Raw genomic sequence first — 25,457 nt, 5'->3', positions numbered from 1 at the left:
AACAAAATTCGCCTGACAGCGGACATCAGGATTATTGGGGACCCCGTAGAAACTACCCAAATCAAGCAGTAAGACTACTTACCATAGAGTTTTTTATAATATTATTGTCATTTAGGTTAGTAGGTACTTAGAGATGATTTACTGGCATATACCATTTCCCGATTTGTATGGTTATACTCGATAGTAGATGATTACCGGGGCTGGTGAGTAAAACAATTCACTAACCGGAAGCTACGACTTAAACACTGTAGCCGGAGTCAGAAATCAGAAAACGTGGATTGTCGATCGATATACTCCGTTTGATCAAGTTCTTCCTGCATAAGCGTCGGCAACTCATTGAGATCAAGCAGATTATCAAAGTGTTCCCGTCCTAGTTCTCGAACATGCTGTCGATTAACGACATCGTCGACATAATTCTCTTCATCGACTTTAACATCGTCTGTTCCGCTTTCCTCTGAAACGAATCTAATGTGGTCCCGGTTCTTATGGAGTGCTTTCAAATATTGTGTTTTCCAGAGTTGTCGGAAATTCTGCATTGTTGGAAGAGTTTCATCCGGCAGTCGTACGTTGGCAATTTTGCACAGCCGTTTTAACCATTCGTTCAGCGTATTTGCTCTTCGACAACCAGATTCAGACTGTGGACTTGGGACTAAACTGCCATTTCCACCTGTCTCTAAAATATAGTCCCGATATGCTAAAAGGTAGTCCGCTCCAATCATGATTGGAACGTACTCAGGTGCGGCATCCGCTTGTAAGTTCTTTCTTTCCTCGAAATGGACATGTGGATCATCGCCAAAGTGGAATTGCATCCGTACGTCAAACCGCTCAACTTCGTCGGCTCGGGGACCAGCTGCGACGAGGAATACAATGAGGTTTTTCATCCACATTTGCCAGCGGTTTAGGAGGTAACCCTCAACAGGACACCGCTCCAAATTCTCTAGTGCATTCCACACGTCTCTCAATTGATCTTCGGTAATTGTGTGAGTCTCTCCTCTGCTCCTAACCCACTCAAACTCATCAAGTGCTTCTTCAACTGGGTTGAAATCGATTTTTCGCTCGTTCTTGACGATCTGATAGTATTCTAAGAAGTAATACGGATAGTTTTGCATCGTACTGTCTGCCAGAACCTGATCCATATACTCGATGATAGCGACGGTCCACTGTACATTCCTCTGTCGCTCATCATCGGTGTCAAACGTCCCGAGATCCAAGATTTCAGCATCAATTTCTTGTTCTTCAATTGCTTCATAAATCTTATATATCGTAGAGTGCACGGACTCAATTGTGGAGTCCCGGAAGCCTCTGTTCTTTTTCAGCTTGCGGATATAGTATTCCAGAGATTGTATCGTCGCCTCGTCTTCGGTTGGCCATTTCCCACTTGACCCCACGCCGAACCCCTGTTCTCGAAGGAAGTTGAGGAGGGTCTGGTCGTATAGCTCTTTGCAGTTCAGGTTTAATCCCTCTGCGGAGTACCGAGTATTAGCTGTGATATATTCCCACGATGGCAAGTGGCCGGGTGGCATCCCATCACGTTGTAGTTGCTCTCGAAGAATCGCTGGGAGTTGTTGCTCAAGTGTACTCCGATCAATCCGTTCGCCAGTCATCGGTCGGTTACCTCGTCAGTATCAATCTCATCAATGGCGTCCAGGATTTTCGCGGCGTCATCTGAAAAAGGGAGGTTGCTTTGTGCAATCACCTCTAAATCTTCTCTTACATTTTCGGCCGCGCGGAGCTGAGATTCAAGCGGATTGTCACTCATTCTTTCTCCCTCCAGTTGACGGTACCTGTATCAAATTTATTTTACTTCTAAGATACAGACGGTGGTAGACCGTTGTGCGATAGCGGTACATCATCGGTATTGATCTGATAGTTCGCGGGGGTTATTTAATGTCTACATAGTTAAATTATAAGCAAGATGAGTCTCTAAGACGGCCTGAACAGGAGTTTATATACCGCAACTCAGTGCTGCTCGTCTCACAGACGAATGAGTTGGCTGTTTAAATGGGGTCAGGAGTATACCGGTTCTTCTTATCAATATCTACGTCTATCCGAGCATCGCTGGTGAAAAGATTGACAGTGTATTTAATTCAGTGAAACCAGTATGCAGGCATACTCAAACGGAGACAAAAATGTCAGAAGATAATAAAATACGACCAAATCTACAAATCCCGGAGAAGCTCCATGCTGAAATGAAGAGATTGGCAGAAATTAAACAAGTCAGCATTGGTGAAGCATATACTCAGGTCGTTCGTAAAGGCATAGATTACACCGTTTTCCCTGAGCACGAGCCATTTGAGCCAGGGTCTTTTGATTGTATATTTTTACGACCACGAGTCAGACATCAGATTGGATACGAAAAACCAGTAATTTTTCATCCTAAAATCGGGTTCAGCGACGAGATTACTGCAGTTCGGCTCAGCTATCCACGACCATCATTCAGCTTTCAAGAGTTTGTTAAGAGTCTTCAATTAGCAAGTCAACAACCTGGATTTGAGGCCGATGAAGCTACGTTTACTATTGCCAGAGAGGGTGGAATGTGGATTGGACAAGGCCTGGATACGTTTGTTCCGACGTTCTCAAATCAGGTAGAGCGGTATGATCAGGCGGACTTTGATCAACAGCGCACAGAGGAGTTTGTGTTGATTGTCCCCGTCGATGCAGAATACTTGATGATCAAGGCCCGGCCAGATCACAAGCACGAAGAAATCGCAATCAAGTCAATGCGTTCGTACCGGTCAACGAATTCTACTGGAGATGAGAGTCTCAGATCTGTGCTTGGAGCGTTCAAAGCTGAACTGGAAACTTACGAGCAGACGCGTGATATCACAACAGCCAGACTCGCAGGTGAAGTAGATCCAATTGACTACTTCTTTGAAGAAGGGCAAGGTGGTGAATATGTTGATAAGATACTGATTGAGACTCCCGCAGAGTTGTTCAGGAAGTCCGGTGTAGAATTGCCGCACAGCACTTATGCACCGCAATCTGTCATAGTTGATCTAAATCATCAGATGGTGGCAGAAGATCGATCTGAAGCGAAATATCGTGTTTCAAAAATTAGCATACTGGATGAGAATAACTTCACGAACGTTTGGATTGAAGGTGATTGGGAATCCAAGTAATAAACACATTCTCTCGCAACTCGAAATGAGGCTCAGTTTGCAAGAAATTGATCCGAAGTGGTGACTTGACTACTGCGGCACGTCTCCGTTGTCCAACGTTTCGAGCAATTTTCGTAGCTTCTCGCGGATTTGCGCCTCGTCGTCAGTCATATCAATCACCACTTGTTCGCGTTCGCTGTTGTCGCTGCCGTCAGTGCTCCCCTCAGTCACAGGTTCATCTGCACCCTCCTGTGGGTTGTGCACGTCAGCGTTCGGCGCCGTTGAGGTCGTTGGGTGGGACTGCTCAGCTGACTGCTGTTGTTCAGTATCTGTGTCAAGGCGCTGTTGTGCCGTTCCGTCTGTCGTTTCATCTTCCGTCTCGGCACTCACACTCGCCACTGTGGCATTCTGGGATGGCGTGGTGTCAGCAGCTGGACGCCCACCTCGACTCCGACTGAACGCTTCCAGTGGGAAGTCGAATGCGCGAGCGCGTTTCTCTTTGTTAAACGTCGTCCGGCGAGACACATCAAACACTGTTGACACCGTGTTGCGGTCAACACCGCATTCCAGTGCCTGCCGGACCTGTTCGTCTTCCACCCGCTGAGCCAGTATCTGTGGGTTGTCAGGGATGTGGCCGCGTGCCGAATTCTCAACCTGTTCAACAAGCCCCCACTCACCCGTCTCGATGTCTTTATCGACAACTTGTTTCTCGCGCTGCTCGACGAAGTTGTCAAGACCCATCAACAGCCACAACCGCTGGCGAACTGAGGCAACGGTTGAGTCACCCTGCACCTCTGCGGCGATGTCGCCCGTTTTTGTGGGCCCGTTGTCAGCGAGGTAGCGGAGAATTTCGATATCTTGAGGCAGCAACACACTCTCATCAGCCGCCGTGATTTCGACCGGCGAATCGTTCGGTCTGGCCTGTTGATGGAGCCACGTGTGACACGACCGGCACAAGACGGTCAAATTCGTCGGGTCGTGTTCGTCCATGTCGTCTGGGTTGCGTTCAATGTGATGGACCTGCAGCGTCGCCAAGCCGCTGGCACCGGGCCCACGGCGACCACAACCTTGGCAGCGATGGCCGTACTCCTCAAGCAGCGTCTCCCGTGTGGCCTGGTCAACTGTTTCGTTCGATGCGTCTGGGTTTTCCGAGTCCGCAGTCATCGGCTCATCTGTCATTGCTGACCTCCATCCTGCTGGATGTATTCCTCAGCAGAGACCTTGCGACCAGTCTTCATCGTGGCATCGCTCACCAGCACCGGCTTCGGGTCAAGCAATACCAACTTTGCCGCCTGTGTCCGCACATCCGTACGCGTGCCAATCCGCCCCTCCACAACCAGCTCGCGGACGCCAATCGTGTATGGCGAGTCCTCACTGGTTGTGTTGATACACTTATGCTCATCGTGTTCAGCACAGAGGACGTACCCCACACCAAAGTGGTGTCCACCCGCCGGCTTGTACGCATACACGAGGACTTCTCTGCCCTCAAAAAGGCGCGAACCGCACGCTACGCACGTTACGGCCCCTACTCCGAGCACAACCCCATACAATTGGTTGATTTCTTTAATAAGAGCGCAGTCGACACTATCTTTATTTCCTGGTTCAGATTTTCTCATGGGTTCTTTACCTACAGTTGAGAACCCGGTCCGGGTGTACTAGCACCCGGGCTATTCATTGCTGAATTTCCCAAGTGGACCGAGCCCCTAACCATTAGTCTAGCGTCTAATGGCAAAAACCTTTGGCTGTTTGTCTAATGGACAGATACCCAGCAACCATTTGTGAGACGCTCTTGATTAGTTCTATATGAGCGGTAGGGATCGTGACGAAGGGAGCGGGAAGTTTACCGAGACTTACCCCCCAGAGAATTTCACTAATGCGCTTGAAGAACTAGGATCTGCGGGTACTACGGACATTGCTGATATTGTGGGTTGTGATCGACGGACTGCATATTTGAAGTTACAGTCGCTTGAAGAAGAAGGAAAAGTACAGAGTCAGAAGGTCGGAAACGCACTCTTGTGGGAATTATCTGAACGGGCAGATTAATTCATATCGGTGTCTGAAGCTGAAGCGGTATCTATACGTCTTGGCTTGACCCAACCGATCGAAGTAGTGCTATTATCGCAAGCAACTAATCATGAATTGGGGCGGAGCGACACATCTCCGATTTCTACGGTTTCTTCAACCCCACCTCGGCGAGCTTGTTCAAGACGAACGTACAACTTTTTTGGTTCGACAGTTTTCTGAATCGTATTGAACATCTTAGCGCCCAAACTTTCAGCAGATATCTCCGTATCTCTAAAGGATTGGATATATTTTTTCAAGCTTTTACTCTCAATACAATCGTCTGTCGGAGTGTACCGGAGGGTTAGGACATAATAATCAGGGCCACCAAAATCGAACGGGCAAAGGGCAGTTAACTCATCAGTTTTAAATGAATATACTTGATCGCCCTCGCTATCCGGTGCATCAAAAACCTCAATTATTTCATGAGATGTCTCACGGAGGTTTTTATTCATAACTACTCATAGGAGGATCCAATAAATAAAAAGTCTGGCGACATCCCGACTGCCTTCTGCGGACCCAGCGTCAGTAGTAGATATCCATCTTGACAACCAGTAAATAGGGAAGAGATCTAAAAACAGAAAATAGATCCCGCTATCCGATTAATTCGAGTTTGAGAGCTTCGTAGTGTCGAATTTGAGGAATGGAATAAACATTTCATCAAATGTGAAGCCACCATGTGTTGCAGTCAGTTCCTCATTATGCGAATAGTACCGACGGCGGTATCGAAGTGTCCGACCGTCACATTTCTGCTTGGTAAGTGACTTAAACTGGCGCATCTGTTGCTCTGATAGAATTTCAAAATACTGGTTAGTCGTCCGGTTTCCATAATTTTGCCCTCCTGATTTAGATTTAAGTCCAACTACTCTCTGTCCCAAGTCAGTATAACGCTCATTCATTCGATCCAGCGCATTCTTTGCTTCCCCATGAGTCAGACTTTTTCGCGAATTACGGGTTCGAAGCATCCCGTGATCTGCAGTCAGAATAGGTAGGATATCGTCTCCTAACCGGTGCGATAATTGTCTTATAAATGTCACCAAATCATCTGCAACTCCAGGAATAAGTGAGTCTGCAACATGATCCATTCCCTCATGCAATTGATCTATTTGATTATGTTGGAGTAGACTTACAGACTTATCATGGTTAGCCACTGCAGAGGCCACATGGGCAATAGTTTCCTTTTTTAATGCAGCGTCCTCTGCTCTCAGGCCTTCTAAATGGTGAAATTCATCGGCAGCTTCCCCTAGAACACCGCTAAAGCCTGGTTGTGGTGGGAGATAAGAGAGGGCTTGTGTGAACGCCCCTGCATTTTTTGCTTTGTCAAACAAGTGTCCACTCTCCAGCTGCAGCGACGACTCGATATCGTCTTTTCCATGGCCCATCGGAAACTGCCCAGTAAAGAGGGAATAGTGACCAGCCCCTGTTTCCGAGGGGAAAATAGTAGTCATTAGTGTATTTGAAATAACACCCGCCCTCTCCCAGGCCTGGATCTGATCGTTGTTATGAGTTGCTTCCAACCATTGACGAAGACCGAACCCGTCAGAAACAATCAACAAAATATGATCATGTTCGTCTAATAAATTTTCAATTCGTGACGGAACGTCAGGAACCATTGCGACAGGTCTGTCTCCTGGGTCCGAATTTGCCCAATTCCGATAATTATCACGAATATAATCCTCACACTCTTCAAGGATATTGTCTGCTAGTTCAGGTTCCGATTTCGCAAACTGAGTAGAAAGTGATGCCTCACGGTTTAATTGTTCATCGTATAACGTGACGCAATCTTCAGGCGAAGTAGGGGTCGGTGGGTTCAGCGATTTAAGCATGTCCCGAGCAGCATCGATATCGTTTTGAAGCGTTTCAGCCTTCCCTTCAACTAACGGCTTCAACACCTGGATTATATTTTCAAGAGTGTCAATTGTTTTCTCAATCTGAGCTGCATCTTCAGCTATAGCCCGATCTAGTGACGCGATCACCTTTTCAGAGTCAAGTGCTGAGACAACTGGTTCCACGAAACTTGGCGGGGACTCGTATAGAGCCAGAGGAATCTGCTCAAGCTGCATCAACACCGACTGATTTAGCTCATCAGGCTTACTTTGTTCTATATACCGAAGTATATCTGATTCGTCGACCGATAAATCATCGTCAATGTTTAGAAGGCGCTGATCATCAGCGGCTTCTTGGGCTGCGTCGTACGCTTCGGAAGAGGCTGTCGTTGCCAAGACATTTTGAAGTGATTTATTCAATTCACTGATTTCTTCGGTAGTTCCCAATGACAAGACTGTTTTTTCAAGTTTTGTTTCGAGAAGGTGGGCGGCGTTTTCTTTGGCAGATTCTAACAGCGCACGAGCACTCCACTCTATTTTACCTTCTTGAGTAGATTCGACGTATTCCAAAGCTTGGACTCCGCCATCATTGAGAGTGTCGCCGTCAGTCCAGTTGAGTTCAGCCAACCACTCCCGATAGTTATCTTCTGCTTGATCTGGTGCCTCCAGTGCATTTTTGAACTCCGAATCTTCAAGAAGTCGGTGAATAACTTGTTGGCGAATATTTTGGGATTTTTCAATTCCAAGACAATCTGCGACCAAGGCTGGATACTCTGACACCATCTTATCCGACGGAAAATAATTGGTGCCAGTCCGAGTCGAGACAATCAGATTCAGTGCTTCAATAAGATCTTTTCTCGGGACCCTCGTTGGCTCACCAACGTACTCTTCTAGTCGCTGAACATCCTCAAACCATAGTTCAGCATTAGCTCGAAGAATGACTCCAACTATATCCTGATATTCCTCAACTATTCGGGGCGCCTCGTTTATTTCTGATCTTGCAACGAGAGCTGGCCACTCAGATCGAGTCCGACCTATGTCTCTCGTGACGTATGTTTTTTCGATTTGGTTTTTGTCTAGATCATCCCGTAGTTGACGTAGTTCTGAATCATTAATCAGCTCGATGACCTCAGCTGCTTCTTCATCCGGAGACTCAACTATGGTCGTTTCCACTGACGGACGCTCAAACCATCGATCAGGGTCATAGATGATTTTCATAATTCTATGTCATGATAACGTTGCCATTATAACCCAATGCAAGCTCACCATCACGAATAAGGGCATTCAGGGCCTCAGCTATTTCTTTCGGTGTTTCCTGGAAAGCTTCTTCTGGAACCTCTTCCACGAGTTCATCCGGAGTGATAGACTCGCGGGCCCGCACTAAATTCTGGATTCGTTCTTCCTTGGAGCCAATATCAATCTCAAGAGCCTGATTAATCGCTTCGATACGGTCTAATGACACATGGACCTGGTCAGACGGCTCCGACCCCGGCTCATTGTTACGCAGACTTTTGACTTCTTCAAGCTTTCCTGGCGGAAGGGAATCTTTTTCACTCTCAAAGTACTCATCCTCTATTTCAAGAATACGCTTTGCAAGTGGCTCAAATTCAGATGCAGATGACTTGAACTTCTCATACCGTTCAATCATCTTGCTCAACTCTTCTACTGTTGATGGTCGAACTTTTAAAACCTCGTCACTGCTCTGCTCAAGATTCTCAACGAATCCTTCGAAGTCACTCCGCCATTCCTGAGCTTCTGTTCTCACCTCTGGTGTCTTGATCTTAGAAAGGATTGCCCAGCTTGGATCTGAGTCAATTTTGCGAGCAGCGGTGCTCATGTCTCCAACGGCAGACGAAATTTCACTTGCCTGTTGAGTTATCTCCTGATCGACTTTCTGTTTGGTCTCACGGGCCTCTGTAAAGACCGAGTCAGTCTCCTGTTTCGATGCCTGTAGGTTATCAACCTTCTCTTCATCCAGACCACTGAAACTTATATCGCTAACTTGAGATGCAAGTGTCGAATATTCGTCTGCGGCCTTCTCATAATTATCCACCGCCTCCTGTGCTAATTCCGCTAACTCTAACTCACTTTCAATATCGTATTTTTCATACTCTATTTCTTCAATATCTATCAAACTATCGCGCACTTCCAAAGCAATTCGGCAAATTTGCTTAGCATATCTTGTCTTGTTTTTGAACGTTTCAACAGTTCTCACAGCAGATCGAATCTTCTCTGGGGTTGGTCTCGTCTCCTCAAATTGAGTGATTACCTTCTCAATCTCAGTTTCTTCACTATAATCGCTGTAGGGTCCAATTTTAGCAAACTCATCAACAAATTCATCCTGGAGGGCCTGAAGCTGTCCAAATACACTGTCCCCAGTCTCAACTGTCAGATTACTTTCAATATAGCCACGAGCCCCGTTTGAAAGATTTGCTGCGACAGAGTTCAAGTCGGAAACTTCGTTGAAGAATTCATCCGATCGAAGCTCTTCTTCCGGGGCTTCCTCCCGAATCCCGGTGATTAATTTCTCGGTATTCGCGAGCTCTTGGGCATACGTGGTGTTCTCAAAGCTGTTGATCGTATCAATTGCCAATCCCTGAAGCTCAGTTATATCTTCAATTAACCTTTCAACAGGATTAGATACACTGGAACTATTATTGAGGTCTTTCAACCGATCTAGTTCTCGATTGCAGTAGCTCAATTGTTTCATTAGTTCGTCCCGTGATTGGATGTTATTTTCGCGGAAATCCTCAGGGAATGTATCATCCGTTAACCACTCAACGACAGCTTCAACGGCTTTCAGGTATTCTCGTGCCTCGAAGAGATCGTTACTCGTTTGCTGAATTTTTTCGTTCTCTGTTCTTACTTTCCCGCGCTCGTGCAAGAGTTCAACAAACTGAACTATGTCTTCCTTTGGATATCCCTGCTTCTCTAATTTCGAGTAAAGCTGGCTTTTCTCAATTCCTTCTTCACGCTCCTTGACTGCATCAAGTATCAAGTTCTCTGAGTTGCTAATCTTGATTTCCACGGTATATGAGTCCGAATCGGACGACTCAACCAGATCATAGTTTTTCCACTCATTGATATAGTCTTGTATAGCTTGCTTTCCTTCAGCGTATCCAAGGTCTCTGATTTCATCGTAACTAAATTGACGGCCGGTTAACCCTTCATCAATGGCTTCTCGATACGCCTTCAACGCATTACCATTCATCATCTCCAGTGGGCCAGGATACTCCGGATAAATCGTCTCTAATTGCTCAGAGAGGCTCGTACCAAATTGGAATGCTTCAATATTGAGTAGTTCGCCCACAACGTAGGATTTGATCGATGAGAGCAGCGTATGTCCACCCTGCTCTAATTTATCCGAAAGCTGGCGATAGGCGCAAATCCACTGCTTCGCAGAATATTCCAGCTCCTCAACTTCATATTCCCAGTCTTGGGTTAGCGGATTGGGATTGATACTATAGATCCGGTTACTGTCGAATGCTCGCCCCGAGAGATTAACAGTGACAACCAACTCAGCTTCTTGTTCCATACGCAAGGATTCGAGCTTCTCTTCCGAGTGGTCTCCTGTAGTAACCAAAATCCTCCGGTCGTGAAAGTTTCCATACGTACTGTTGAGCAAGAAATAATGATCTTCGTCGTCGTAAGTTCCGGCAACGAAGTCAGCTTCAAAAGGCGGCTGCTCGCGAAGGATTCTCGCTAAGTTGCGGTATATGAATTCATCATCTTCAGACGTGTTCGCCATTACCGTTGCAACGGTCTTTGTCAGTTCCCCACTGTCTTGCTGTTCTTCCTCATTCAGAAGCTGACTGATTTGATCCTGATGGAGTTGGAATATTGTCTCGTTGTTAATCCGTTGGCGGGTTATCCAACCGCCATTAGAGAGACTTTCTAACCGCTCCTGCAGAACACCTTCATCCATCATACATATCTCTGACAACTCATCCTCAGAAATTCCTTCCTGAAGTACAGCAGCTATACTAGTGAGGATACCTTGTTCATCGTGCTCAACCAATTTATCCAGTTGGTCACGAACAAAAATCCCACCTTCTCCAGTATTCCGTGCTGAGGTATCTGTTAAAATATCTCCTGGGGTAACCCAACGAAGATCGTCACGTTGCAAAAAGGTTTCAAAAGCCTCTTCCATCAGCTTGATAGCTGTTCGGTTAGAGTTCCCTCGCCGGGCAATCTGGTGGATTGCCCGCAGTGTGGTCATGTGGAGAGGGAAATACTCGTTGTCCGCAATATTTGGTAGGGAGACATCCTCACGTACAAGATACTTATTTCGACGTTCCGTCCAAGTTTCTGCAAGCTCTTCTTCATTAAGAGGGCGGAGACGAGTGTGCTGACGTGGTTTCGGTCCAAATGCTCGGTCCATCATGGCTCGATGAACACTCTCGAACCGGTTCCACTGATCTCTGGGTGCTGTCATAACCATCATGACAGGAGTATCCGCATCAATCTGATCAAAAAATTCACGGTACTTGTCTAAGTCCTGATAATCAATGTCTTCTCCTCGGGCAATACCTTCGATTTCATCCATTAATACGACGATTGCGTCGTATTTTTCCTTCTGTATCGTCTCTTTACACCCCGATGAGAAGGCATGGCCAGCAGCTTCACCCCGAATCCCAGAAACCTCCCTCCCTGAAAAAATCTCTTCGGCCTTCTCCCGAGAATGTCCTTGCTGAATGAGATCCTCAATCACGTCCTGAGTCTCGTCAGTTTTGACTTCAGGTATCCGATCTGAGGCATCTGGACCTAGCTCCACTTTCACACGTTCACGGAGAGCTTCCACGATATCTGCCGGATTTCTCGTGAATTGGAACGGATCTAAAACCAATAGGCGCATATCCTCTGGGCAAACCAAGTCTGAGTCATTACTGAGGAGGTCATGGATAGCAGTCAAGAAATGGGTTTTTCCATCACCATACTGCCCAACAACACCATATCCTTTTGTCTCAGGGTAATTTTCACTCGTATTCTTATATTTTGCCAGTAATTTTTGTATCTCTTGCAGCCCCTCCCGATGAACGTCTCCCAAAGAGGTTACGCGAGCATATTCCTCAATATTGCTTCGGATCTCTTCTTGTTCATATTCTCCAGGACGCGTATTACCTAAACGAACAACTATTTGGAAGGCGCTACGATTGTCTTTGAAGTATCGACTTGGAGTCTCAGTCTGTGAATCAACCATGATTATTCTACAATTTCTTCGAAGGTTTGAACGATTGTGTGGTAACCGTAGGCAACACTCGGAGCACTCAGGTCAAGGCTGACTTCGCGCCCATCGTGCAATTTATTCAGATTTTTCACGACATGATCTATTGTTAATCGATTGATCTGCGAACGGTCGAGTTCAATGCACAGCATATTTTCGATAACGGTATCGAACCAGTCATTCTGGTACCAAGATGGTAGAATTAACCAGATCGATCTGTCAAATGCTGCAAGCTCAAGTTCGACCGTTTCGTGTATTGCCTCCAAATAAGAGCGCTGCTCGGGAATCACATCAAAGTTGTCGACCACAACGACATCAATCGTGTCGTCAACTTCATCACCAATATTGTGGTTTTTGCGGTATAGCTCTGACGCCGTAAAGTACCTAAAATTTATATCCTTTTCTCGGAGAAAATGCCTAACTGCAAACGTCTTTCCTGCGCCAATGTCACCGACAATTCTGGTGTCTTCCTCAGGGGAAAGACTTGAAATCAAACCCTGTTGATGCTCCGTCAAAGAGTATTGCTCAGGGCGGCTCCAGAGTTCGCTTCGCATTATTAAGCCGAATATAACTTCCACAGCCTATCATAATAAATTATCCCTTAGTGAATTGAACAATCCATCACCAACTTGAACTTCAAAAACCCCTCCGAATGGAGTTGTCCGGGAGGTGTCTCCCGTTGTTCGATAAGTAAATAGATTGTATCTCTTCTGGGCTTTTTTCATCAATCTTTCACAACTCTCCGCTTCACAATGCACCAGACGAGGGAGCCTTTCTCTGAGTACGGGTGCATCGATCGTCGTCTTGTCCATACCCAGAAGGAAAATGCCATAGGGGACTGCCTCTAGTGTAGGTTGAGTTCGTTGGATGTATTCATAGCCATTATCAACTTTTTTTACAGCTGTGAATTCCTCCAATAGGTTCAGCGCATTTCGAACCGAATTGGACTGGGAGCTTGAATCCGTGGTCGCAATTTTAACCATCTCGCTATGGATCTCTTCGGAAGTTAAGACTCCACCAAAATCCAGCATAATATCAAGAGTATAGGCAATTGTTGGCATCGCGCGAAAGTGCTGAATAAATATATCTCTAAGGAGATCTATCCGACTTTGCGCAGCTACCTCTCCCGCAAATTTCCCTGCCGTAGTTGGCTTATTCTTTCTGTCAAGAAAGCCTAGTTTTTTTATGAATGCATTTGTCTCTTTTGCTGATTCTCGCGTCTCACCAGCATATGACTGGAATCGGTCCAACATTGCATCTCGGTCATAATTCACTTCTTCACCGGTATGATGAACTACTTCGATATACTGACGAAGGTTCTCCCGACTCCGCGCTCGGACGTGCTGTGACTTTGCAGACTCGGTAATACCTGCAAAATGTAGGTCAGTCATTCAAATCATTCTCCATAAGTACCATTTCACGGCCATTCTCTGTTGATCGATGGGAGACTTCGCTGTACCCAACCTTCTCCCAAAAATCCTTTGCCCTAGTGCCAGCGCTCACTTCCGCAATCATTGTTTGTTTATTATGATCGGCTGCAAATCGTTCAGACTCACGGACCAAGGCTCGGCCAAGACCCTGGCCTCTAGCGTCCGGATGGACGGCAATCAGCCTGATTTGACCTTGGTTTTTTTCCAAAACCCTCGATTCGCACCAAACCATGGATGCAGCTATGATATCATTGTCTGCATTAGCTATATAAAATATCGCCCGGTCACCTCGACGTACCGCTCGTTCTAGGGCATCCCGGTACGTGAACCAATGAATCTCTTCTTTGATTTGCTCTTGGTTAAACAAGGACTGAATCTCGTCAATCTGTGGGTGATCCGCTACTTCAATAGTTGGTCCCTGTAACGACATTTTAGCTTTCCCCACCACCGTGGCGACTTCGACGAGGTCGCATTTGCACAATCGATACGCTCTCATCCTCGTCATCTACGTAGACTGCTTCCCCGACGCGATCCAGTTTTTGAATATATGTCTTGAGTTCGCTGCCCATATAGTCCTGTGAAAGTCGGTTCATTTCTTTAATATCCTCCCTCGTTGTAATCTTGTGGCAGAGAATTATATCACACTGAGATAACATTTCGTGATCGATGGCGGACGGTTGTTGCGTTGCCACCGTAATTGACACCCCAGGCTGGCGCCCTTCCTTTACCCAACGAATCAGGATATCTTTTGACAAGGACTGTTGTCCACTGGGGACGAAATTATGTGCCTCGTCAATAAACAGCCACACCTTGGGAATATCGACACCAATATTGAGTTCTTCTCGTTTGCGTGCTTCGATCCGACGATTGAACAGATCTCTAGTTAGGACAGATACCACGAGGTTGCGTAGTCCATATTTACCAGGCTCAATGATGCTAAGATCCAGAACATTTACGCTGTTTTCATCTAATCTATCCCAGATCGGCTCGTAGGAAGTGCTGAATAAGTCCCAGTCCCGGGCCATCTCCAGACGGTTCAGTAGTGCCTCTTGGGTTCTCTCATTCGCATTCGCATCACCCTCTACTGCCGAGATGATATCGTCAAGGTAGAATTCGTCCCCGTGCTTCCGAGATAGATCTCTAATAGCTCGGTATAGAGTGATACCCATTGGCTTATTTATATTTAGGTCAAAAAGATCGCACCAACCATCTGGAGAGATGTCGGACGGATTAATCCGAACTGAACTCACTTCGAGCCCACGACGTTCCATTTCTCGCAGAATATCATCCCCATAGCGGGCGCTAGGATCGCCTGGAACAAGCAGATTTACATCATAAGATTGTGTCTGAAGTCCATAGTTCCACAACAAGTCCTGCTGCTCTTCGTTGCCTTCCACCATCGTCCAGTAGATTCCCATCGGGTCCACTACCAACGGGACCACGTTGTCAGTGTGATCCGTAACCTCTTCCATCACATCGCCCATAGAATAACTTTTCCCACTCCCTCTCTTGCCACAGATGAAGACTGCCCGTGAGTGTGAGCCATCGATATATGTTTCTGAGTCGTCCTCTGCGTCTTTTCCAATGAATAAGTCGACGCTATTCTCCATTTTTACCACCGTGATCCTCGAAAGTGTAGGGGAACCAAAGACTCATAGTATGATAACCCACCGTGGGTTCCTGCTTCATCTGCATCGAATGACGATGCTGCATACGGGTAATCAAACACAGTATACGTACTATCAAATGCGTCAATGAGCTTCGCTCCACCATCGAAGCCGATCTGCTGACCGGCATATCGCATACTGCTTTTTCCATTCGTAGAAACTATTTGCATATCTTGTTCAAAATCTTTTCGCCACAATATACCATGGTCGCCTGTTACGACAATGAGATGGGAATCAACCTGCTCTTCTAAAATTTCATTTAATTGTCCAATATCTTTATTGAGTTTTGAAATTTCGTGCTCATGATCAGACGTACGAATTTCTTTTCCGTCGTGTGCCTGTCGGTCTAATACTTGTCGACTTATTTGGATATATGTTCTATCATCACCGATCGGATTCTTTTGTAGATCTTCTAGAATTTCCTCCGTAGTACGAACTCTATTCACTTCGTGGAAATTCTCAAAGACCTTTGAATTCAAATCGTTGTACGTTGATTCGTCCCAGTAGCTATAACCACGAACTTGGACAAACCCTCGGTTTATCAGTTCGTCTATAATTGGGGTATTGTCTCGACCATAAACGACATTCTGATATCCAACTGGTGTTATAGTCGGCCCATTCACTAAGCAAGGTTCACCCTCCAACTGTGTCCCCAGAACGTCATCATATCCAAGCCCATCCGCTATAAGTAGTACCACTACCGTTTCATCAGTCACTCGCTGCAATATTTGTGATTTAATATCACGTTGTGTGATTAGGTGGTCAGAAAGTCGGTCGTATTTTTCTGCAATGATATTGTTGAGAAGCGGCGAAATAGGGGAGTGATCCAACTTCAGCTTAGGATATTGGCTTCCGACCCCAACATCAGACTGTGTTTTTAATACGACGTTTTTGTTAAATTCATACGACGGATTGTTGAGGTAAGACTCCAGAACGTCACCGTCATGAAATACATTCACGTAATCTTCTAAAAAGAGATAACTCAATGTGTGCGGTACATCTACCTCGACGGGGTGCAATTTTGCCTCCGCTACCACTTCATCAATTGTAGGCATTATTCCTCTGGGAGATCACGGAATCGCTTTTGAACTTTAATATCAAGCAGGTTTCGTTGGAATAGTCCTGCGAGATCTTTCGCAAGATTTTCTGGGTTTTGGTCATCCTCTTCTAGAATCTCATCTAACTGAATTTCCCTTCCGTACTCTAGTTCATTATAGAGGTCAATTTGGGCATCGGAATCGGGTCGAACCGGACGGTTCAATCCCTCTACTTCATTTTCAAGTTCGGATATATTTTCACGAAGGTTAGCAATGTTCTCTGCCGTAGTTGTGATTGATTCATCCTGGTCATCGATTGACCAGGTTTCAACCTCAGTCATCAAGGATTCCAGTTCTTCCTTAGCATTGTTTAGATCTTCTCGAAGTGAATCTAAGCTAATATTTTCTGGAATCGTTTGAAACCGATCTGCACGGTTAGCGGTCCTCAGCAATTCCTCAATGGAGTCGCTCAGTTCCGCGAGAATTTCATCCCGAATTGCCTTCCGAAAGCCATTTTCTAGATTCTCGTAGGATTGTTGTGGATTCGCCTCTGAAAATTGAGCACGAAGGCCAGGATGACTTCCTTTTGCCGTGCTGAGGATGTTCTCAAGAGTCGTCTTTTTTGACTGGAAAGCTTGCCGTTGTTGGCCTACCCGATCATCGAAGTCGTTCGTGATTTCCGCAAGCTCGTCTTCATACGTGTCAGCACGCAGTAGCAATTCTTTTCCGTGCTCCGAAAATCGCTCATTAATTTCGGACAGCAGGTTATTCACCCGAGTCTCAAATTCTTCTTCACCCGACCGGTCAGTAAACCTCATAACTCGCTCATCAAGATCATGCGATTTACCAGCTAATGACCGCCAGCTTGAGTAGCCGTCACTGTATTTCTTTTCGTCTTTGAGTTCTTCTTGTAAATCGTCTATGCGACTCTTTTCCTCAGAACGTTTCTCAGACAACTCTTCAAAGCTGTCTGGCGTAACGCGGTCAAATTGGCCCAGATCGCGGTTAATACGTTCTTCGATTTCCTCCGCTTGAGAGCTAATATGTTCGTAGCGGTTATTTATTTTTGTCCGCTGCTTATTGAGATGACGAGAAAACGTGGCAGGGATTTCGACCTTGTTGAGCATACTACTCTGGCTCTGACGCTGAATCGATGAAGCACGGTCTGCCAGATCATCCATTTCTCGCTTAAGATCCCGGAACTGGCTCTCTAACTCTTCTTCTACAGCCCGTCGAAGTTCCGTTACTTCTTCTCGAATCTCCTCCAGTCGTTCTTCTTCCTCAGCAGCCGTATCCTCTAAGTTCGTACTCGTTATCTTTAGTTGCTCTTCCAGGTCTTCCTGAGTGGAACTGCTGGCAGTCAGTGTCTCCAGCGTTTCACGAACCTCTACCAATTCCTGCTCAATATCCTCTTTATCGACGGTACTTTCTATGCGAACCAACCGGTCTCCTTCTTTGTCAAGATATTGGCGAGCTTGCAGTAACCGCAGGACTTGCTCGAATTCCTCCTCGCGATACCCTTTATTACTCGCTATAGACTTTGCGCTTGATTTCGTCAGTTCAGCTCCTGCCTCGTCTGAGGGAAATGTATCCAGAATCTCCTGCTCAAGAGGGTGCAAAGCAAATGTAATCCGAACTTCATCTGAACTATCCCCGTAATCCCACTCAAGCTCTGCAAGCTGGGCGTATTTATCAGTTACCTTATTTCTGAGCGAGGAATGGTTTTTTACATTGAATGCTTCCCCGAGGGCATCCTTTGAGATGACTACAGGGCGACGCCCTTGTTTTTGTGTAAGAGCCAAATCAAGCGAGCCGCTCTCCAGCGCAGAGATATATTCTCCAACGAGCTTTGTGATACTCCGTCCCTTGTATAGTGTTTTATACTCTGGATAGCGATTTCGCATCACCGACCGAAACAGGTCCTCAGCCATTCGGTCTCGAAGACGCCTAATATCGAGGGAATTTGGAGCGTTTTCGCGCAGCTCATCGTCGAACAGAATTTCGATAGTTTCCGTTATCAGGTTCTCACGCAGGTTCTCAAGTGACTGCTTCTCAGCTAGCGTCATATTATCATCAGACTCAGCAATTTCACGGTCAATACGGGACGTGAGTGCCAACATCAAGAGTGGTGTAACTGAGCGAGGATTCATATAGTCCTTCAATTTTCGAATCCGTTGAGGAAGGTCACCCTTCATCAAACTTTCTTTTAAATTTAGAGTGAACTGATAGCTGGTGTCTTTCTCAATCTCAGTGATATTTTCTTCTGTGACAAACTGATGGTCAAGGAACAAACCGAGAGTGAGATCTGCATCACGGTCAAGATTGTTCTCAGACTCTACACGGCCAAGGTCCTTGTTACGTCCACTGACACGGATGTAACAGCTGCGCTGTGGATAAGAGGGATCAAAGGTTCCCTCACGATAACTTTCAATAGTATGCTTGTGGAGTTGGTTCGACTCACGAACCGTCCACCCGGTTCGTGATTGGCCGCGCCCCTTTTCGGGAAATAATTTTGGGACTACGTGTTTGTCGAACGCCACAATTGCGTCTGCTACGTCTTCATCATTTTCCTGGAATTCACGCCAAAAGTTTTTCAAAATTTCCCCACCGACACTCACATCTGGATCCCCTTTGACGATTTGGACGAGCGTATATCCATCTGCATAGAATGTCAGAAGCGTTCCGTGGAGCTCCGAACTGAGCTCGCTCATCTCGCCCTGTAGTCCATAGGTACTAACAATGTCTTCTGTCACCCCCTTTGGGAACGCGGCCATCAGCTTGATCGCGCGTTTGTGATTGGGTGTCTGGACAACGTCAGCGGCTTCGACTTCGGAAACTGCACCACGGACTTTTTGTTGAGGTTCAGTAAACCGGAGACGGTTATCGATGTATGCCTCAATAAAGCTAATAGGAGTAAACGTTGAGCCGGATTCACGGTATTCGGTCACCGCTAAACCGAACGCGTCAATAACAGTTCTTGGTCCGCGGCTTAGATCATCTCGCGTGGCGTACTGCCCAATAGAGGTCAGCGTCTCTTCGGGGATAATTTCGTCTTTAATCTCCTCAAAATCGTATTTTTTGGCATAATGGTTCCAGAGCTCTTTGGGAAAATCGTGATCATAAGTGGATGTTAGATTCAGCAGCAGATTATTTTCCCGCACGCGGTCAAGGATGTCTGCCCCCCGCTCATTTATTACTGCAAGTTGCTCATCGGGAATTGAGAACATCATCCCAAAAGGAACAGACCGTGGGTTAAATCCCCAGATCAGTGAGCGTAGCTCTTCTTCAGCGTCCGAGTAAGAGTGCTTTTTGAAAAACTGCTGAACCTCATCCGGGAACACTACTAATCCATCGTAACCGGCGTCTTGTACAAGTTCAGTTGCATCAAGATAATATTCAACGAGTACTTCAGCTGGGATGTCCTCGTTCATTCGACCACTTTCGCTAAGATCAGCGATGAGTTCACTTGCTTTGTCAGGGTCAATGTCGTGCTCCTCGCCGGTTTCGTTCGCAAGTTGTTGAACCCCTTTCTGCTGGTACTTCTCATGGATTTGCTGGATGCGGTTCGAGAAACGGTCCCCCAGCTTGTGGTTTAGCCATCCGGTGGTCGCATCCATCAGATCGGCTAACGACGATAGAATAAACGGCGGGACGGCAACATATCCCGCGTCTTCGCAGCTTGCCCAGAAGCTAATTGATGTACTTGTTTTCCCGTACGCGTATTTGCCAGCAATTATTCCTATCGATCCCTCTTGGTTTTCAAGATTAGAGAGGAGTTGATCCTCGGTGCCAGAACTGTCTCCAAGCGATAAATGTGTCCGTAGATGATCACGATACGTCTGCTCTACTTCCCGAGGTTGCTCTCGTAAATGGCGTGCTTGGACCGTGTCTACAACTTCCTCTTTTTTTGCGATCTCTTCCAGACGTGATAGTTGGTTTGAAGAACTCATTATTGATATTCGTTTAACTCCTTTCTAGCTGACAATATAGAATTAGAGGTTAGTTCCATAGAGCGGTTACTTATTTTCTCCCACTTATGAATAATCGAGTTTTCTTCGTCGCTTGAAAGACTTAGGGTCACAGTTGGTATAGTTTTCGCCTTATGCATCCGATGTTCGGTTATATATACGCAGTTACTCACGTTACTTAATCGGCACTGGGCCCGGACAGCCCGTGCGTCAACCCGTTCTGATGGGGCATCATCAACAACTACACCCGGTCCAGATAGGGACTCAATAGGCCATGTGTTGTATTTGTAGTCCAACTCATTACAAAGCACCCACCCTATGAACGTTTTCCCGACTCCTTTCGGGCCGATTAATGCTACGAGGGGTTCATCCTGTAGTAGTGCCCGGATTTGGTCCAAAGCTTCTGACTGGGACTTGACTAAGTCAGCCTCCTTAGCACCCGTTTTTAATGTATTAAATAAGCTGAGGAGGGGTGCTAAACTATATGAGGTCATTTAGTGCCACCCTTTCGACCAGACGAACCTGTTTAGAGACTCCTTCGACATCTAGTTGATCATACTCTGCAGCCCACTCAAGCACTTCATCAAACCCGGACTCATCCAAAACAAGTACCCTGCAAAGTGCGTCGATTGTCTTGTTGTTTAGGAGGAGTGGCGTCCCATAATCAGTATCGGTTTCCCGATAACGTGAATCGATCGCTAATAAGAGCATCTCGCCAGGAGCGAAACTCCTAATTTTGAAATCCGCGACCTGTTCATTGTTAGTATGCTGTGATTCTTGTATAACGGGCGGGGTCAATTCCCGAAGAAATTGTAGAGCGCCAGATACACTACGAGGACCAATAGAGACTTCATCTTGGATTGAAGGGAGTTCTTTTTGAGCTTGGTCGTAAACGGCATTCGCGACCTCTTGACGAGACTTTTTGAGTGAAATCGCATTGTATGGGCTATTATCAATTAGGTAATCAACGATTGCTGCATAGCTCCAGGCGGTCATCTCACGTTCTCGCGGTGGAATGTCGCGTGCGGATGCAATTCGGTCCCGAGTGTAGAATAGGTGGTGGAGAATGTTCTTGAAGAGGTTCATATCATAATACATCACATCCTTCAGCTCTTCACCACGATCAGTCAATGAGGTTGAAGATGAGAGAACACCAATCTTTTTTAAGATTGTGGGAACCTCTCGTTCGCTTTGGTACCCAACTTCATAGCCGTATTCCTTAGCTTTCTTATATGCCTCTTTCCCGCTTGATATTTGTGGATACTGTGCCAATATGTCTAAATATTGGTATATCCATTCAGGGTTAGCTCCATCCCGAATATGAAAAGATATCTGGGCCATATCAGTATGGAGAAGACACCAGTGGGTGATAAATGCAACTCTTGAGTCCAGGAGATCTTCAGAAACACCTATCCATTAGTAGTGATTTAGGCGAGCGAACGTAGCAAAGATGTATACCGAGATTGATCGTTCATTTGTGTAAGTACCTCATCTGTCGTATAATCACCAACCCCTCTGCTCATCTCTTTCAAAACAATCAGATTATGAAGGATACGAGAAATACGGGACTCTCGTAGCTCAGTATAAGACCTGCAGAATGGGCAACTATGTCCAGATTCTGATCTCAACTGATTGAGATCTTCTCGGAATACCTTTGGTCCATTCCGATCAGTGTCGTGGGAGACGTGCATTGGTGACTTAAAAGGAAAGTATATTTCTCCGTAACCACCTGCGCGTATCCAACTTGAACAATCAAATGAGTCAACTCCAAGGTGGTTAAGAACGGGGATTACTGTCGGGCCGCCGACGCCGAAAGCATGAACTTCAAGCTCTTGTTCGTGAGCCAGATTCACAGCGTACCGGAGTGTTGTGGCAACGTCCTCGGAAATTATGTTCACGCCGTTGTTATTACCGAAGGTTTCGAAGCTTCCAAATCCAACAGTCTGTACCTTATCGAGTTCAGCGTATGTCTCAACGCACTCGGTCACGTGCTCATAAGTACTCCCCTGGATAACTGGAATCGCCTTTGATTTGAGTTTATCTGGTAAAAAATAATACGAGAGTCTAGCATTGGCACGTGTTTCCTTCACTTTTTGATCTACCGTCGCTTCGTCATCATCGCTAAGGGGTACATTGTCTGGTAAAACATATCTGTGGCCCCAATCATTCTGTTCGTAGAATGGCATAATGTATTTATATAACTCTTCAAAATCGCCATTGTTTGTCTGAACATGATATCCACCAGAATCAAACATTATCTCGAACCCTTCCTCACTAAGTCCGCTTAATTTCTCAGTGAGCTTATCACCCGTGGCAATAGGTGTATATATCAGAGATTTCATAGGATCAAGAGAACCGTATCGTTCAGATAATTCTTCATACATCTTATCGATGAGAGTAGGACTTACTGTCATCGACGCATAAAATTTCATAGGTAGTTACTTGGAATCGGATTCAGTTTTCGAGATTCTATTTGAATGACTGCGACCTCATATTCAGTTCTAACATTTCCAGGACGTACGAGAACGAACCTGTTGGACACTCCTTCTAACTCCGCATGAGGGCACCATTATTAATTCGGTTAATCCGCGACATAATAAGACTACTGCACCGAGATCAATAGCTCCGAAGTCACCTCGTATTCTTAGCCAGCTCCATTCTAGCTTACGTAGCCACGACTCCTCACAAAAGAGCAGTTGTTAGACGTGTGGGTCTTTTGTCCTGCTGCAACCCGCGATCCAATGGTGCTATTTTTTAGTGAACAGGAATCACCAACTTTGCAAGTAACTACCTTGGTCTGCAAACCGTATGTAAAAGACCAAAATAACGACGGAGACCCAATATCTGCATTATCTTATCCGAGGCGCCGTAATGATACGAGTGGTGGTGGAACGAAGCCGCCTTTGCAGTCAAAGTATTGTCATTACCGGCTGGATATGTACTTTCCAGATTGGCAATTAAAATTATGATTATAATATATACTGGGTTATGATTCAATACTCACTGGATAAGGTACCCTGACTGTATCCTTGCCTAACGAGAGCGCTTTGTACGTTTTTCCATCTTTATCCTGGACGACCATCGTGGTTGAGCGGTCCTTCATACGAAAAATACCATAGTAGGTGTAGGTATCTGTACCAAGCGCTTGGAGATCAATCGGAGGAGAATCGTCTAATGAACCGATTTCAGTCACTTTTCCCTCTTCTATCGTAGGCTCTTGGCCTTTGTGAAATGTTAGCTGATACACTGTTTCCCCAGATGCGCCATCTCTCTGTTTTTCATCAAGAGTCCTCATTGAGTCAATTTCACTCAAAGACAAACCATTCTGTTCTTGATCACTTCGATCAGTCATTGTTCATTCTAGTTAGGGCGTCTACTAGTAACCTCGGACACCATTTGTTGCTAATTGATTTAGTTGGATGAATACCCCGCCCTCTCAAACTCAGTTTCGCAGATTCGAAACTGACACGAAAAGAAGAGAACCACAATACACCGACAAATCAATACAAATCGAAGTGGATCACAATCGGTGCGATCGGAGAAACGTATAGTCACATTGAATCAAACACCGATAATATTACGGTGCTCTTGAAGGATTATCTTAATATGCCCAAAATAAGCGTGGAGATTCCAGAAGAACTCCTCAACGATCTTGATGAACACGTCGGAGAAGGTGGAAAGTTCGTGAATCGAAGTGATGCGATTCGGTCGTCGATCCGGAAAACGCTGGATATACTCGACGAAATTGACTCTCGTCACGGGAGGCTGGAAGATGAATAACTCTAGTTCTGATGGACCGAAGATAGCGTTAGCTGCACTGTTCATTACCTCCTTAGTTACGGCGCAGTTGATTGCGGTAAAGCTGCTCGTAGTGCCGTTTCCTTCGTCGGTGCCGATAATCGGGGGCACTGTCCTCGTTCCGGCTGGGGTCCTCGCTTACGCAGTGACGTTTTTTGCGTCAGATTGTTATGCAGAATTGTACGGCCGCCGCCCGGCGCAACTCATGGTGAATATCGGGTTTGCGATGAATTTCGTGTTGCTTGCCTTGGTGTGGGTGGCAATTGCTGCACCTGGTTCTCCGGCAGGCGTTGATCCGGCAGCGTTCAAGTCTGTCCTTGGGTTGAGTACAAACATCGTGGTTGGCAGCCTCGCGGCGTACATTGTGAGTCAGAACTGGGATGTCATCGCATTCCACGCAATTGGCGACTACACCGACGGTGAGTCCCTGTGGCTGCGAAACATCGGTTCTACTGGGACGAGCCAACTGATCGACACAACTATTTTCGTCTTGATGGCATTCCTTCTTGTCCCGTCTATCATCGGGACTGGCCAGGCACTGGGCGGTGCAATACTGCTGCAGCTTATCTTCGGACAGTACGTCATCAAACTCCTAATTGCACTCCTCGATACGCCATTTGTGTATGCAATGGTCGGATACGTTCGTTCAGCAGGACTTGTTGAGTCACGTCGAGTTACAGCTGATTAGGTTAACTCCGAGCTATTCCGTTACTGGCTCTATTCTCGATGTGTGCCACTCCAAATTACCAGCGGGCTTGTTTAGTGATATTAATATGCATACGTTGAGACACCGCGCTCAGAAACCGCGTTATGCACCCTACAAAGACGCTTGTGCATGATACCGACGACCTCTCAAAAATGTTGACAGACTCAGTCGTGCGATTGATGCAATCGACGAATTCCAGCAAGATGCAATGGAGTCAGAATTCCCGTCTCCTGGCAGAATAAAAAAGTCACAGTATGTTGATTAGTTGACTTATTATTTAGTGTGATTGAGTCTTATTTGATCAGGCCGATATGTCTCTCTTGCCTGTTGATCTTTTCTATCAGCTACACAGCGTTCGTAACTCGCGATGTTCTTGTTTTTGTGCAGTAGTATTATATGTTTGTTCTGAGTCATTGCTAGTGGATGGCACAACCATCAGCGGAGACGGTAACCGTAGACCGCATCAGCAACAGCGGCAACGCCATCGCAAGCCAGCAACAGGCTGGTAAATCAATTCTTGTCTCTGCAGGAGAGGTAAGTGTTGGTGAGACATACGATGTCCAACTGGTCGACGAAGGGTCTCATTTCGAGGCGAAACTGGTGAACCGTGCTGAACGCACGCAGCCATCGCAACCGAGTATG

20 protein-coding genes are annotated in these 25,457 nt (G+C 46.1%); 4 read left to right on the top strand and 16 right to left on the bottom strand.

Going from position 1 to position 25,457, the window contains the following annotated elements:
* Window positions 1-257 precede the first annotated feature (257 nt).
* Both ACMGFM_RS15490 and ACMGFM_RS15485 read right to left on the bottom strand, forming a co-directional pair.
* Entirely contained in the window at window positions 258-1,604 is a 1,347-nt protein-coding gene (locus tag ACMGFM_RS15490; protein WP_436903567.1) for a site-specific integrase, read from the bottom strand.
* On the bottom strand, window positions 1,601-1,759 hold the full coding sequence (locus ACMGFM_RS15485; protein WP_436903566.1) for a hypothetical protein: 159 nt from the start codon (window positions 1,757-1,759) through the stop codon (window positions 1,601-1,603). Before ACMGFM_RS15485 ends, ACMGFM_RS15490 begins: the two co-directional genes overlap by 4 nt.
* Window positions 1,760-2,129: 370 nt before the next feature.
* Here ACMGFM_RS15485 and ACMGFM_RS15480 point away from each other — a divergent pair, with 370 nt between their 5' ends.
* Window positions 2,130-3,119 (top strand): hypothetical protein, encoded by a 990-nt coding sequence (locus ACMGFM_RS15480; protein ID WP_436903565.1) that lies wholly within the window; start codon window positions 2,130-2,132, stop codon window positions 3,117-3,119.
* Window positions 3,120-3,188: 69 nt separating this feature from the next.
* Here ACMGFM_RS15480 and ACMGFM_RS15475 read toward each other — a convergent pair whose 3' ends face one another.
* Together ACMGFM_RS15475 and ACMGFM_RS16675 are read right to left on the bottom strand one after the other, a co-directional pair.
* Window positions 3,189-4,277, bottom strand: coding sequence for an HNH endonuclease (locus ACMGFM_RS15475; protein WP_436903564.1), 1,089 nt, complete (start codon window positions 4,275-4,277; stop codon window positions 3,189-3,191).
* Window positions 4,274-4,714 (bottom strand): DUF8112 family protein, encoded by a 441-nt coding sequence (locus ACMGFM_RS16675; protein WP_495849261.1) that lies wholly within the window; start codon window positions 4,712-4,714, stop codon window positions 4,274-4,276. Before ACMGFM_RS16675 ends, ACMGFM_RS15475 begins: the two co-directional genes overlap by 4 nt.
* A gap of 187 nt (window positions 4,715-4,901) precedes the next feature.
* Here ACMGFM_RS16675 and ACMGFM_RS15465 point away from each other — a divergent pair, with 187 nt between their 5' ends.
* Window positions 4,902-5,141, top strand: coding sequence for a transcriptional regulator (locus ACMGFM_RS15465; protein ID WP_436903562.1), 240 nt, complete (start codon window positions 4,902-4,904; stop codon window positions 5,139-5,141).
* Window positions 5,142-5,230: 89 nt separating this feature from the next.
* On the opposite strand, the gene queF is transcribed toward ACMGFM_RS15465, so the two are convergent.
* The 12 genes from queF to ACMGFM_RS15405 form a co-directional block, all read right to left on the bottom strand.
* Window positions 5,231-5,614: a preQ(1) synthase gene (gene queF / locus ACMGFM_RS15460; protein WP_436903561.1), complete on the bottom strand. Its 384-nt coding sequence runs from the start codon at window positions 5,612-5,614 to the stop codon at window positions 5,231-5,233.
* Between the two features lie 147 nt (window positions 5,615-5,761).
* Window positions 5,762-8,203, bottom strand: coding sequence for an alkaline phosphatase family protein (locus tag ACMGFM_RS15455; protein WP_436903560.1), 2,442 nt, complete (start codon window positions 8,201-8,203; stop codon window positions 5,762-5,764).
* 4 nt (window positions 8,204-8,207) lie between these two features.
* Window positions 8,208-12,185 (bottom strand): hypothetical protein, encoded by a 3,978-nt coding sequence (locus tag ACMGFM_RS15450; protein WP_436903559.1) that lies wholly within the window; start codon window positions 12,183-12,185, stop codon window positions 8,208-8,210.
* 2 nt (window positions 12,186-12,187) lie between these two features.
* Window positions 12,188-12,763, bottom strand: coding sequence for a hypothetical protein (locus ACMGFM_RS15445; protein ID WP_436903558.1), 576 nt, complete (start codon window positions 12,761-12,763; stop codon window positions 12,188-12,190).
* Between the two features lie 30 nt (window positions 12,764-12,793).
* Complete coding sequence (locus tag ACMGFM_RS15440; protein WP_436903557.1) at window positions 12,794-13,600, bottom strand: hypothetical protein; 807 nt, start codon at window positions 13,598-13,600, stop codon at window positions 12,794-12,796.
* Window positions 13,593-14,069: a GNAT family N-acetyltransferase gene (locus ACMGFM_RS15435; protein WP_436903556.1), complete on the bottom strand. Its 477-nt coding sequence runs from the start codon at window positions 14,067-14,069 to the stop codon at window positions 13,593-13,595. The genes ACMGFM_RS15440 and ACMGFM_RS15435 overlap by 8 nt, the downstream gene beginning before the upstream one ends.
* A gap of 1 nt (window position 14,070) precedes the next feature.
* Window positions 14,071-15,249, bottom strand: a complete 1,179-nt coding sequence (locus tag ACMGFM_RS15430; protein ID WP_436903555.1) for an ATP-binding protein — start codon at window positions 15,247-15,249, stop codon at window positions 14,071-14,073.
* Window positions 15,250-15,251: 2 nt separating this feature from the next.
* Entirely contained in the window at window positions 15,252-16,361 is a 1,110-nt protein-coding gene (locus ACMGFM_RS15425; protein WP_436903554.1) for a hypothetical protein, read from the bottom strand.
* Window positions 16,361-20,293: a coiled-coil domain-containing protein gene (locus ACMGFM_RS15420; protein WP_436903553.1), complete on the bottom strand. Its 3,933-nt coding sequence runs from the start codon at window positions 20,291-20,293 to the stop codon at window positions 16,361-16,363. Before ACMGFM_RS15420 ends, ACMGFM_RS15425 begins: the two co-directional genes overlap by 1 nt.
* 498 nt (window positions 20,294-20,791) lie before the next feature.
* On the bottom strand, window positions 20,792-21,652 hold the full coding sequence (locus ACMGFM_RS15415; protein ID WP_436903552.1) for a hypothetical protein: 861 nt from the start codon (window positions 21,650-21,652) through the stop codon (window positions 20,792-20,794).
* Between the two features lie 86 nt (window positions 21,653-21,738).
* Window positions 21,739-22,653, bottom strand: a complete 915-nt coding sequence (locus ACMGFM_RS15410; protein ID WP_436903551.1) for a hypothetical protein — start codon at window positions 22,651-22,653, stop codon at window positions 21,739-21,741.
* A gap of 644 nt (window positions 22,654-23,297) precedes the next feature.
* Window positions 23,298-23,663: a hypothetical protein gene (locus ACMGFM_RS15405; protein ID WP_436903550.1), complete on the bottom strand. Its 366-nt coding sequence runs from the start codon at window positions 23,661-23,663 to the stop codon at window positions 23,298-23,300.
* Between the two features lie 254 nt (window positions 23,664-23,917).
* On the opposite strand from ACMGFM_RS15405, the gene ACMGFM_RS15400 reads away from it, so the two are divergent.
* Together ACMGFM_RS15400 and ACMGFM_RS15395 are read left to right on the top strand one after the other, a co-directional pair.
* Window positions 23,918-24,091 (top strand): ribbon-helix-helix domain-containing protein, encoded by a 174-nt coding sequence (locus ACMGFM_RS15400; RefSeq protein ID WP_436903549.1) that lies wholly within the window; start codon window positions 23,918-23,920, stop codon window positions 24,089-24,091.
* Entirely contained in the window at window positions 24,084-24,797 is a 714-nt protein-coding gene (locus tag ACMGFM_RS15395) for a queuosine precursor transporter (RefSeq protein WP_436903548.1), read from the top strand. Before ACMGFM_RS15400 ends, ACMGFM_RS15395 begins: the two co-directional genes overlap by 8 nt.
* Window positions 24,798-25,457: the final 660 nt, after the last annotated feature.

The sequence above is a fragment of the Halovenus halobia genome (genome assembly GCF_051414135.1).
Classification (GTDB): domain Archaea; phylum Halobacteriota; class Halobacteria; order Halobacteriales; family Haloarculaceae; genus Halovenus; species Halovenus halobia.
This window is presented reverse-complemented; position numbering and strand designations above follow the sequence as displayed.